Annotated in this window: 10 protein-coding genes and 1 tRNA gene; 5 read left to right on the forward strand and 6 right to left on the reverse strand. The window is 68.9% G+C overall.

The features are described 5' to 3' along the window. Position 1 precedes the first annotated feature (1 nt). Both IEY14_RS09705 and IEY14_RS09710 read right to left on the reverse strand, forming a co-directional pair. Positions 2–1,720: an AAA family ATPase gene (locus IEY14_RS09705; RefSeq protein WP_188907989.1), complete on the reverse strand. Its 1,719-nt coding sequence runs from the start codon at positions 1,718–1,720 to the stop codon at positions 2–4. A 168-nt stretch (positions 1,721–1,888) separates the two neighbouring features. Then, positions 1,889–2,248, reverse strand: a complete 360-nt coding sequence (locus IEY14_RS09710; RefSeq protein ID WP_188907990.1) for a hypothetical protein — start codon at positions 2,246–2,248, stop codon at positions 1,889–1,891. Between the two features lie 437 nt (positions 2,249–2,685). On the opposite strand from IEY14_RS09710, the gene IEY14_RS09720 reads away from it, so the two are divergent. Continuing rightward, positions 2,686–3,960 carry a tyrosine-type recombinase/integrase gene (locus IEY14_RS09720; protein ID WP_210318329.1) on the forward strand — a complete coding sequence of 425 codons (1,275 nt, stop codon included), beginning with the start codon at positions 2,686–2,688 and terminating at the stop codon, positions 3,958–3,960. Between the two features lie 487 nt (positions 3,961–4,447). Here the strand turns inward: IEY14_RS09720 and IEY14_RS09725 are convergent. Continuing rightward, positions 4,448–4,523: transfer RNA gene (locus tag IEY14_RS09725), tRNA-Thr, on the reverse strand. Between the two features lie 199 nt (positions 4,524–4,722). Between IEY14_RS09725 and IEY14_RS09730 the strand changes: the two genes are divergently transcribed. The 3 genes from IEY14_RS09730 (at position 4,723) to IEY14_RS09740 (ending at position 8,327) form a co-directional block, all read left to right on the forward strand. Further along, the gene (locus tag IEY14_RS09730; protein ID WP_188907993.1) at positions 4,723–5,736 is read left to right on the forward strand and encodes a hypothetical protein; all 1,014 of its coding nucleotides are present in this window, start codon (positions 4,723–4,725) and stop codon (positions 5,734–5,736) included. A gap of 55 nt (positions 5,737–5,791) precedes the next feature. After that, entirely contained in the window at positions 5,792–6,598 is an 807-nt protein-coding gene (locus IEY14_RS09735) for a putative quorum-sensing-regulated virulence factor (RefSeq protein WP_188907994.1), read from the forward strand. Between the two features lie 64 nt (positions 6,599–6,662). Next, a complete protein-coding gene (locus tag IEY14_RS09740; RefSeq protein WP_188907995.1) occupies positions 6,663–8,327 on the forward strand; it encodes a cisplatin damage response ATP-dependent DNA ligase in 1,665 nt (554 codons plus the stop codon). 9 nt (positions 8,328–8,336) lie between these two features. Here the strand turns inward: IEY14_RS09740 and IEY14_RS09745 are convergent, their stop codons facing one another. Then, positions 8,337–9,680, reverse strand: coding sequence for a sugar porter family MFS transporter (locus IEY14_RS09745; protein WP_188907996.1), 1,344 nt, complete (start codon positions 9,678–9,680; stop codon positions 8,337–8,339). 149 nt (positions 9,681–9,829) lie between these two features. Between IEY14_RS09745 and IEY14_RS09750 the strand changes: the two genes are divergently transcribed. Then, complete coding sequence (locus IEY14_RS09750; protein WP_188907997.1) at positions 9,830–10,099, forward strand: DUF6460 domain-containing protein; 270 nt, start codon at positions 9,830–9,832, stop codon at positions 10,097–10,099. Between the two features lie 6 nt (positions 10,100–10,105). On the opposite strand, the gene IEY14_RS09755 is transcribed toward IEY14_RS09750, so the two are convergent. Beyond that, complete coding sequence (locus IEY14_RS09755) at positions 10,106–11,011, reverse strand: histone deacetylase family protein (protein WP_188907998.1); 906 nt, start codon at positions 11,009–11,011, stop codon at positions 10,106–10,108. A gap of 99 nt (positions 11,012–11,110) precedes the next feature. Beyond that, a complete protein-coding gene (locus IEY14_RS09760) occupies positions 11,111–11,944 on the reverse strand; it encodes a polysaccharide deacetylase family protein (RefSeq protein WP_188907999.1) in 834 nt (277 codons plus the stop codon). Between the last annotated feature and the right edge of the window lie 57 nt (positions 11,945–12,001).

Consider the following 12,001-nt stretch of genomic DNA (forward strand, 5'->3'; position numbering starts at 1 on the left):
CTCACTGCATCGTCCGCGAGCGGTCGCGGTGATCGAGAGCCGCTTCGACGGCCGTGCGCAACTTGCGCAGCGACCCGCCGCCCCAGACCTTCCCGACGACCTCGACCTCGTCCGGCGCCAGCCCCTCGAAGAAGCGCAGGGGGATCCCGCGCTCGTCGTGGACGTCCATCGCGATTCCGTCGACGAGGCTGTCGAGGTGCTCGAGGCCGGGGTTCGGCATGACGACGACGCGGAAGCGGTCGCGGAGCGGGGCGGGAATCCCGTCTAGGCTGTTCGCGGTCGCGAGGAATGTGACGGCCGAGAGATTCACGTTGGTCTCCAACGCGGTCTCGAAATACGTCTCGGCCGAATGGCGCTCGAGCATGGGCAACAGGGCGTGCAGGAGCGAGCCGTTGTGGCTCGACGTCCCCGTCTTCTCGAGCTCGTCGAGGACGACCGCCGGATTTGCGATCTTGTTCGAGCGGATGAGCTCAAGCGGGACCGAAGCCCGGCGGGTGCTCCACTGCGCGGGCGTGCCGCCGAACGAGCCGTCCGCGACCGATGCGCAGGGGAACACGACCGACGGCAGGCCGAGGCGACGCGTCAGAGCCGCAAGGAGGCGCGTCTTGCCGGATCCCGGATCGCCGACGAGGAGCGTGGGGCGAAGGCGCACGGGCTGACCGGGGACGACGTCGGCAAGTATGCGGCGGACGACGTCCCCGGCGTGCGGCCACACGCGGGCGAGATCGCGTGCGATCGGCTCGACGTCGGGCGCGACGACAAGCGGAACGCGGAGCAGAGACAGCTTCGCGAATTGCCCCATGAAGCTCTTCTGGTCGGCGGTTCCGGCGACTTCGAGCTTCGGGACGACGGCGAGCTTCGGCTGCCCGAGCAGTTCCGAGATCGATTGGCTCGTCGGAGCCTGGGCGGCCTCGATCGCCCGGCGCTCCTTCTCCTGACGGGCGGACTCGTCGAGGCGTGCGGCTGCCTCGTTCTGGAAATATTCCTCCTCCGTGAAGAAGGCCGGATGCGGATTTTCAGGAGGCGCCGCGGCCGAGACCGGGTTGGCGAGCGCGAAAAGCTCCTCGCGCTGGAGCTTGCCGCTCGTGAAGCGCATGACCGCTGGATGGTTCTCGCGCAGCCAGTCGTTCGCTTCCGTCAGCGCGGCGAGGCGGCGGAGGACGATATGCCCTTCGGCCGACGTCGAATTCTGCCATCCACGCGTCCAGCCGTCGGTCCCGTACGGAAAATCCTGGCGGAACTCGAGGCCGAGGCGGTAGCAAAGGCGGCGGAAGTCAAAGCCGACGTACATAGAGAACAGGAGATCGCGCAGGCGGCGGTCGCCGAAGACGGCCGCGTACCATGCAGCGCGCTGTCGCACCGCTGCGATCTCGACGGAATCGGTCGCGAGGTCGATCGGCGCGACGGCGTCATGGATGCGGACGGCGCCGGCGAGAGACGGCCATACGCCGAAATCCTTGAGGTCCTCTCGGAGGGGCTCGGGAAGCGGCGAGACGGCGCGGGAACGGGCGACGTAGACCTCGACGTCGGCGGCGAGGAGGTCGCGGAAGGGCGCGTGGCCGTCTAGGAGCTGCTGCACCGAGGGATAATGGTCGCCGCGGCGGATCTTCTCGTCGAGCGCCTCGAACATCTTGTGCTCGCGGGCATAGCCCTTCGCGAGCTCGGCGACGTTCGCTTCGGAATCGCGCCATTCATGGTCGGAGAAATTGAATGCGGTCACTGTGGATGGCCCTTGCCATCTGCGCTTCCCGTCGCGGCATCGGCCGGCAGGGGATAGCTCTCGAAATCGTCCGCGGATGCGGGGTCGATCCCGATGACGCTGTTCTATCAGCAATCCTGCGGAAATGGGTTAACGCGACGTGTAATTCTGTACTAAAGCCGGTTTTCCTTACTCGCGGACCGGCTCGGGCTTCGGCGGCGGTGCGTCGCTGAGCTTCTTCGAGTACTCCCGGATGTGCATGCGCAGGAGGTTCTCGGGCACGCCGTCGGCTTTGAAATCCTCGACGACGGCGTCGAGCTCGGCGTCCAGCTCCTTCATCAGAGGCTGAAGGCGCTCCAGCTCGGAGATCACCCTCGGCGGGAACGTCGACGACCCGTCCAGCCACCGCTCCGCGTTGCGCTTCGAGACGCCCAACCAGCTGACGAGGCGGTCCGGGGCGAGCGAGCCGAGCACGGAATGGACGAGGACGAGCAGGTCGTCGAGCGGGCGGTCGTTCTCGCGGCGAGGGCGCGGGTTCTTGTCGGTCATAGGCGGCATTCCTCGCCGTTGTGGACTCTCGGCACCATCCGCCAATGGCGTTAACCAAAGCTGAATTATTGGCTGGACGAGGTGCCCTCCAGGTCCGAGAACTCCATCACGGACTCCGGCGAAAAAGGCCGGGACCGCACCCGACGGCGCACGACGAGGCGCCGGCACGCGAGGAGCAGCTGGATGCAGCAGACGGAGTCCGCCCGACCGGCGGCCAGATACATGCTTGTCGTCGGACGTTGGGAGCCGCCCGACCTGTCGGACTGCGCGCCCGACCGTCTCCTGACGCTCGACGAGGCGCCATGGCTGCCGGAGCTCGGTGGCCATGTGACCGTGAAGATGATGCGGACGGCGATAGAGGCCGGCCGACTGCCCGCGACGCGACTGGGACGGACGCTGTTCGTCACCCGGGACGGTGTCGAACAGTGGAGAGAAGAATGCCTCGTGAAGCGAAACCCGCCCGCCTCTGGCTCCGTCCCGCCCGGAAGGGCAAGGGTGGCAAAGGCGGCCGCCCCGCCGTCTGGGTCATCCTCGACGCTGGACGCCAGATCAGCACTGGATGCGGCGCGGGCGATCGCGGCAAGGCTGAGAAGGCCCACGCCGAATACATGATCGGCAAGGCGACCAAGGCGGTCGTCAGGCAGTCGAATCGCCGGCCGGCGCACGAAGTGACGATCGCGGAGGTCCTGGCGCGGTACATGACCGTGAAGGCCGACAAGGTCGCCCGCCCCGACGAGCTTGCCCAGCACGTAGAGCGCCTTCTCGAGTTCTGGGGAGAGCGCACGTGCGACGACATCAACTCCGTGACGTGCGACGAGTACGTGCGGAGCCGCACGGGCGTTCCGTGGAAGTCATCGCGTCCGGAGAAGACCGGCAACAAACCTCGTCTGACGACGTCGGCCGGGGCCCGCCGCGACCTGGAGGATCTCCGAGCCGCCCTGAACCGTGCGGTGAAGGACAAGATTCTGGCTGAGTTCGTGTCCGTCGAGCTGCCGGACGAGAACGGCGAGCGCGACGTCTGGTTGACCGTCGAAGAGGTCGAGGAGATGTGCCGAATCGCTCGCGAGACGACCGAGGTCCAGACCCGCCATCGGGGAGCCGCGAAGGGACAGGTCCTGGCGACGAAGAAGCGGCCGCTCGCCCACGTCGAACGCTTCATCCGCGTCGGCGTCCAGACCGGGACCCGTGCCACCGCGGTCTGCGAGGCCTCGTTCGAACGCGAGGAAGGACGGCCGTGGGTCGACCTCGACAACGAACTCTTCTTCCGTCGGCCGCCCGGCGCGAAGGATAAGGCAAACAAGCGCTACCCGCCGGCGCCGCTCGCCCCCCAGCTCGTCGAGGAGATGCGCGGGTGGAAGGACTCCGGCGCCAGGTACGTCGTCGAGCGGGACGGGAAGCCGGTGGACTGCCGGAAGGGTTATGAACGCGTCGTCGAGATCCTCGCCCTCGACCGCCACGTCGTCCGCCACACGCTCCGCCACACGGCGGCCACCTGGATGATGCAGGACGGCGTGGACTTGGCGGAAGCCGCCGGATATCTCGGCATGACTGTCGAGACGCTGACCCGGCGGTACGCGCACCACCACCCGGCGCACCAGAAGACGGCCGCCGCAACGCTCGCCAAGCGCATGAACCGCGCCAACGCTTCGCCAACGAAACGGCGGGAAAAAGCGGGAAACGACGAGGACGAGGAGGAGCCGGAAGCCGCGTAGCGCAGGGGCTTCAGGATCGAGCCACAACGTTCGGGACGAGGGGGTCGCAGGTTCAAATCCTGCCACTCCGACCACGGATCTCCTGAAATCTTCGATCATGCATCATTGGCCGATATGCTTGCGCATGTGGCCGGTAGGAGCAGCGAATGAGCCGGTCCATCGTAGGGCAGGGTTCGTCGGCCGGCCCGCCGTGTCTCGGCGCAGTCGCCCTGGGCCCGCCTCTGTTTTGAATGAGGCTGGCGATCCACTGCGGTGCATTATCCGTGATGAAATCGTCTAAGGGCGCAACGGTCCGAGGGCGATCGTGCCGGCCCGCGATCCGCGACGAAGCGCTGGAGCCACCGACGCCAGAGAATCGATTGCTTTCCGCGTTTCGATGCTGCCATGCGCGGCGCAGGGCAGAAGCGGAAAGGCGCAGAATACTTCGCGTGTCTCGGTCAGCGATCGGCGCCGGACGCGACGTTTCGAGATGGAAGTCTGGGAGGAGTGGTGCCGCTTGCGTGACTCGAACACGCGACCCCATCATTACGAATGATGTGCTCTACCGGCTGAGCTAAAGCGGCCCGTCGTGGCGGTGAACCGCCCGTCGACTGGTGGGCGTATTACCAGAACCGGTGAGGGATGCAAGCCGTCCTCCGCCGAAAAGCGGGGTGAGGCTCGCCTGGGGCTTGCGTCGGCGGAAAGGGAGAGGGTGGGGCGCGCCCTTTTCCCGACGGCGCGCCGGCATAGTTTCGTGCCCAGGAAACGACCGGAACCTCGACCTTGCGATTTCCCGCGCACGCGGCCCTTGGCCTCAGCCTCGCCCTGTCCGTCTTCGCCGCGCCCGGCGCGCGTGGGGCGGAGCCCGATCCGCAGGCCTTTCGCGCCGCCGTCGACGCGGCCTGCCGGGCCGCCGGCGCGGCGGCGCTGGACGAGATCTCGGCCACGGTCGATCCCTATGGCTCGGATCATTACGGCTTCGCGCTTCTCTCCGGCATCGAGAAGGGCACGCGGGCGACGCGCTCCATGCTCTGCGCCTATGACCGCGCGAGCCGCCGCGCCGAGGTCGGCAGCCTTCTCGATCTCGCCGGTGCCAAGGAGGCGCTGTCCGACTTTCCGGTCGGCCGCGAAGCCGCCCCGGCGGGCACCGCCGCGACGCTGATCTATCCGAACGCGCCGAGCTGCGGCCAGGACTGCCTCGCCCATTGGACGGCGCTGTCCCTCGCCGATCAGAACCAGTTGACGGCGCTGCCCGAGCAGGTGCGGCGGACGCTGGCGGAGGCGAAGCCGGCGGGCGAGCCCGCCGATCTCGCGGCGGCGCGCGCGGCGGCGGTCTCCACCGTCGCGGCGGCCGGCGGGCGGCCCGATGGCGAGACGGCGGCCGATCTTGTCGCCGTTCCGGCCGGCGACCGGACCTGCGAGATGCTGTGGTTCGGCTATATGGGCGAGCCGTCGCGCAAGGTCGCGACGGACCGCTGCCGCGTCGATCGGCTGCCGGACGGGGCGCTGTCCGTCACGAAGACGAGCGGCGAGAATCTCACCGTCCTCGTCCGCATGCTCGGCACGGGCCTTGCCATCGTCGGCGGGCGCGACGCGCCGGCCGGCCCGCCGCCCGGCGGCTACGATCTCGCGCGGCCGAACGATCCGGTCGATCCGCATTATGGCAACAAGGTCGGGCTCGCGGTGGCGCGGCCGGATGGCCGGCTCTTCATCGTCTCGATCGAGGAGCGCGGCATCGAGCCGCCCGATCCGAGCTTCTTCGAGGTGATCGCGGTCGGACTGCCGAAAGGCAAATGAGCCGCATCGCGCGGCGCTTGAAACCGGAGGCGCGCCGCGCGACATCGCCAGCACCATGTCGGATCTCTTTCCCCCGCGCGCCCGCACCCTGCCGCTCTTTCCCGAAACGCCGCCGCATGTGGTGCGCGTCATCGATGTCGAGACGGCCGGGCAGCGGCTCGAAGCCGATGCCGTGATCGAGATCGGCTCGGCCGATCTCGATCTTCTCACCGGCGAGATCGGTTCGGCGATGGAAACGCTGGTCGATCCCGCCGGCGTGGAGATCAATCCGCATGCGCGGCGCGTCCATCAGATCTCGGACGAGATGCTGGAAGGGGCGCCGCCCTTCGCCGAGGCCGTGCGGCCCTTCGCCGGGGCGCCGGTCTATGCGGCGCAGCGCGCCGAGTTCGACCGCTCGCGCCTGCGCCTGCCCGGCCGCTGGCTCTGCACCTATCGTCTGGCCCTGCGCGCCTTTCCGGGCGTGCGCGCCCATGGGCTGCAATCGCTCGTCAAATATCTGCCGCTCGATCTCTCCGACGTCCGGCCGCGCCTCGAGGCGCTGCATCCGCATCGCGCGCTCTACGACGCGCTCTGCACGGCGGTGCTCCTGCGGGAGATCGCCCGCGTCCTCATGCCGCGCTGCGCCGATCTCGCCGATTTCCTCGATCGCGCCGAACGGGTCTCGGCCGAGCCGGCGCTGCTGACGAAGCTGCGCTTCGGCAAATACAAGGGCGTGCCGCTCGGCGAAGTGCCGGCCGACTATCTCGAATGGCTGATCCGCGAGCCGGGCATGGAGGCGGATGCCGTCTTCTCGGCCCGCTACCATCTCGACCATCCGAAGATCCGGGGCCTGCGCGCCGCGCCCGACCTGCCGCTCGCGTGAGGCGCCCCGGGACGGCGCCGGCCCGCGCCCTATCTTCCCGGCGAAGCCCGCAAGCCTGTCCTCCATGAAGCGTTTCGCCGAACTCCTCGACCGTCTCGTCCTCACCCCCTCCCGCAACGGCAAGCTGCGCCTGATGGAGGACTATTTCCGTAGCGTGCCCGATCCCGAGCGCGGCTATGCGCTCGCCGCGATCACCGGCGAATTGGAAATCCGCAGCGTCAAGCCCGCCATGCTGCGCGCCCTGATGACGGCGCGGATGGACGAGGTGCTCTTCGCCTATTCCTACGACTATGTCGGCGATCTCGCCGAGGCGATCGCCCTCGTCTGGCCCTCGCCGCATGACGGCGAGCGGCAGGGGCGCAACGACGTGCCGACGCTCGCCGAGATCGTTGCGGCGCTGGACCGCGCGACGCGGGTGGAAGGGCCGAAGCTCGTCGAGGAATGGCTCGACCGGCTGGATTCCTCCGGCCGCTACGCCCTCCTGAAGCTCGTCACCGGCTCGATGCGGATCGGCGTGTCCGCCCGCCTCGCCAAGCAGGCTCTGGCCGAGTTCGGGGGCAAGGACGTGACCGAGATCGAGGAGCTCTGGCACGGGCTGCACCCGCCCTATGGCGATCTCTTCGCCTGGCTGTCCGGCGACGGCGAAAAACCCGTCTCGGCGGCGGCGAGCCCCTTCCGCCCGGTGATGCTGTCGCAGCCGCTGGAGGAGCCGGATTACGGGCGCATCACGGCCGAGGATTACGCGGCCGAATGGAAATGGGACGGCATCCGCGTCCAGGCGACGCGCGAGCGCGGCGTCGCCCGGCTCTATTCCCGCTCGGGCGACGATATTTCGGGCGCCTTTCCCGATCTCCTCGACCATATGGATTTCGACGGCGCGCTCGACGGCGAACTGCTCGTCGCCCGGCCGGCGGTCCGGGGCGAGCCGCTGGTGGCGCCGCATGGCGCCGGGCCGGTCGAGGACGACATCGTCGTCGGCACCTTTTCCGATCTCCAGCAGCGCCTCAACCGCAAGACGGTCTCGGCGGCGGTGATCCGCCAGCATCCGGTCTTCCTGCGCACCTACGATCTCCTCCAGGACGGGGCGGAGGATCTACGCCCGCTGCCCTTCGCCGAGCGTCGGCGCCGCCTCGACCGTTTCGTCGCGGCCCTCGACCGCTCGCGCTTCGACGTCTCGCCCTTCGTGCCCTTCGCGAGCTTCGAGGATCTCCGGCGCCTGCGGGCCGCCCCGCCCCATGCGGTGATCGAGGGGCTGATGCTGAAGCGCTGGGATTCGGCCTATGTGCCGGGCCGGCCGAAGGGGCCCTGGTTCAAGTGGAAGCAGGACCCGCATGTGATCGACGCGGTGCTGATGTATGCCCAGCGCGGCCATGGCAAGCGCTCGAGCTTCTATTCGGACTATACGTTCGGCGTCTGGTCCGGTCCGGCGGACGACCCGGTGCTGGTGCCCGTCGGCAAGGCCTATTTCGGCTTCACCGACGAGGAGCTGAAGCAGCTCGACAAATATATCCGCGACAACACGATCGGCCGCTTCGGCCCGGTCCGCTCCGTGCGGGCCGAGCCGGACCACGGGCTCGTCATCGAGGTCGCCTTCGAGGGGTTGCAACGCTCCGGCCGGCACAAGTCCGGCGTCGCGATGCGCTTTCCCCGCGTCTCGCGCCTGCGCTGGGACAAGCCGGCCTTCGAGGCCGACCGGATCGAGACGCTGGAAGCGATGCTGGGCGACTGAGGCGGCGCCTCAGCCCCGCGCCAGCGCCGTGCCGGAAAGGTCGCGCTCGATGGCTTCCAGCGAGCGGCCCTTGGTCTCCGGCACGAGGCGCAGGGTGAAGACGATCGCGGCGAGCGTGAAGGCGGCGAAGAGCAGGAAGGTGCCGGCCGCGCCGAAGCCGGCGATGAGCAGCAGGAAAACCTGGCTGACGACGAGATTGGCCACCCAGTTCGCCACCGTCGAGACCGCCATCCCGCGCCCGCGCACCGCCAGCGGGAAGATCTCGGAGATCAGCAGCCAGAAGACCGGGCCGAGGCCGATGGCGAAGAAGCCGACATAGGCGGCGACCGAGAGCATCGTGACCCAGGCGAGACCCCCGCTGGTGCCGATCGCGAAGCTGGCGGCGAGGACGAGCAGCATCGCGGCCATGCCGGCCATGCCCCAGAGGAGCAGCGCGCGCCGGCCGACGCGATCGATCAGCTGCAAGGCGACATAGGTCATGATCACGTTGACGAGGCCGACGCCGGCGGTGGCGAGGATGGCGACGGAGGTCGAGCCGAGACCCGCCTGCTCGAAGATCGTCGGGGCGAAATAGATCACCGTGTTGATGCCGGTAATCTGCTGGAAGATCGCGAGGCCGACGCCGATGATCAGCGGCATCCGGCCGCGCCCGGAGAAGACCTCGGACCAGGGCGCGCCCGCCTCGTCCTTTCGCGTCGCGCCCCGCAATTCGCGCAGTTCCGCCTCGACATCGCCGCCGGCGCCGATCTTGCGGAGCGCGTCGCGCGCGGCCTCCATGTCGCCCTGGCCGGCGAGCCAGCGCGGGCTGTCCGGCAGGGGCAGCATGCCGAAGAAAAGGACGATGCCCGGCACCGCGCCCGCCGCCAGCATCCAGCGCCAGCCCGCCGTCACGTCGGCGAGGAGATAGTCGACGACATAGGAGAGAAGGATGCCGGAGGTGATGCACATCTGATTCAGCGACACCACCGTGCCGCGCTTTTCGGCCGGCGCGATCTCGGCGAGATAGAGCGGCGTCAGCATGGAGGCGACGCCGATCGCCGCGCCGACGACGAAGCGGCCGGCGAGCAGCATCGGGAAGTCCGGCGCCACGGCGCAGAGGATCGCTCCGGCGACGAAGAGCAGGGCGACGACGAGAATGACGCGCTTGCGGCCGAACCGGTCGGAGATCGAGCCGGCCGCCGCCGCGCCGAGGCCGGCGCCCGCCAGCGCGATCGAGACGACGAGGCCCTGCTGGTTGAGATCGAGCGCCAGCGCGTCCTTCAGGAAGGGCAGGGCGCCCGAGATCACCCCGGTATCGTAGCCGAAGAGCAAGCCGCCGAGCGACGCCGTGGCCGCGACCTTCCTGAAACTCATCACATCTGACCTTTGCGGGAATCGATGTCCGGCGCACTACCAGAACGCGGACGAAACGGAAATCTCCCGTCGCCGTTGCGGAGCCCGCGCTCTTGCGGTTCGGCGGGCGCCCGCTTACCTCGATCCCATCGAGGCTTGAAAGGGCGGACATGGTCGATCGCGTGTCGGATTTTCTCGGAGGCTCGCCGCTCGGCGTGCTCGTGCGCCTTATCGTCCTGTCGCTGGTCGTCGGCTTCGTCCTGTCCTGGCTCGGCTGGAGCCCGCGCGAGATCCTGTTCTGGCTGGAGGACACCGTGCGGGACGTGTGGCGCGGCCTGTTCGGCTCGATGGACCGGCTCGTGAACTATTTCCTGGTCGGCGCCGCGATCGTCTTCCCGTTGTTCCTCCTGTCGCGCCTCTTCAAGTCCGGGCGGCGCTGAGCCGCCTCAACCGAATTCCATCGCCACGCGGTGGAGGATGGTGTGGCGGCGGGCCAGGGCCTCGATGTCGCGCGAATAGCCGCCGCCGATGACGCCGGCGACCGGGATGCCGCGCTCGCGGAAAAAGCCGATGACGCGCCGGTCGCGCTCGGCGAGGCCCGCATCGCTGAGAGAGAGGCGCCCCAGCCGGTCCGCCGCATGCGGATCGACGCCGGCATTGTAGAAGACGATGTCCGGCCGCGCCTCGGCGAGCGCGCGGCGGAGCACCGGCGCCAGGATCTCGAGATAGGCTTCGTCGCCGAGCCCGTCCGGCAGCGCGATGTCGATGTCGGAAGGCGGCTTCACGTCCGGATAGTTGCGCTCGGCATGGATCGACAGGGTGAAGACCCGCGCCGAGCCGGCGAAGATCAGCGCCGTGCCGTCCCCCTGATGCACGTCGCAGTCGAAGACGAGGACGCGCCCGACCTCGCCCTCGGCGAGCAGCACGCAGGCCGCCACCGCGACATCGTTGAAGACCGAGAAGCCGGCGCCGCCGTCGCGCCGCGCGTGATGGCTGCCGCCGGCCGTGTTGCAGGCGAGCCCCTGGGCGAGGGCGAGCCGCCCGGCGAGCACCGTGCCCGCCGTCGCGCAGCGCGAGCGGAGCGCGACGCGGTCGTCCACCCGATAGCCGATCGCCTTCTCGATCGGCGCCGGCACGCTCTGCGTCAGCACCGCCTCGACATAGGCCCGCGAATGGGCGAGCGTCAGCCAGCCCTCGGGCGCGGGATCCGGCACAGCGAAGCCGTCGCCCGCGACGATGCCGTCCTCGACCAGGATCTCGGCGAGGCGCGAGAATTTCGACATCGGAAAGCGGTGCTTCGCGTCGAAATGCGCGTCGAAGGCGGGATGGTGGACGATCGGGGGCGGCGACATCGCGCCTGAACTAACGCGGCGCCCGAGCGCTGGCGAGGGGCGCGACGCCGGCCGTTCACCGCCGCGCGACGAGTTGGACGAAATGGCCGCCGCGCCGCGTCACCTCGTCGATGACCATCGGCAGGAGTTCCACCGTATGGCGCTGCACGTCGTGCAGGACGATGATGCCGCGATCGGTCTTGTCGAGCCGCTCCCGGAAGCGCGCGAAGCTTTCCGCCGCCGGCTGGCCGCGCCAGTCCTCCGGCGTGATGTCGGCGAAGACGGCCGTGGCGCCGAGGCCATGGACGTAGTCGCGCAGCTCCGGCGTGCTTCCCAGCGCGGAAAGCGGAACAGGCGCCCGCCGCCATCCGCGCCGCCCGCCGCCGCTTCCACCGCCTCCATGCCGGACAGGACCTCTGCCTTGGCCTTGTCGATCGGCAGTTCGGGCAGGCTCTTATGCCAGTAGGTATGACTGCCGATGGTGAAGCCGCCGCTTCTGATCGTGCCGACGATCATCGGAAAGAGCCGCGCGCTGATGCCGAGCATGAAGAAGGTCGCCGGCACGCAGCGCGACTTCAGGATGTGGGCGATGTGCGGGGTCGTCCACGGCATCGGGCCGTCGTCGAAGGTCAGGGCATATTCGTTCGGGCCGAGCCGGAAGTCGGTCGGCAGGTCGCCGCCGATGGTGGACAGCGTCCCGGTATCGACGGGGACGACCGCCTCGCTCGGCGGGCAGGCGATCGCCGACAGGTCGTCGCCGCCGATCGTCAGCGTCACGATATTGCCGGAAGGCGCCGGATCGACGGCGAGGAACAGCGCGAAGGGCACGGCGAGAACCACCGGGGCGAGAGCCACGACGATCCATCGTCGCCTGCCGCCGCCCTTCGGCGACGCCTCCACCGGCCGGCTCAGAAAGGCGAAAAGCGTTCGCGCGATCTTGGAAATCGGTTGCATGGAGCGAGTCGCATAAGTTGTAATCTTGCGGGCCGATGCATCCTATAGTGGTGGTGC

This window comes from Aureimonas endophytica, from assembly GCF_014642635.1.
GTDB lineage: Bacteria > Pseudomonadota > Alphaproteobacteria > Rhizobiales > Rhizobiaceae > Plantimonas > Plantimonas endophytica.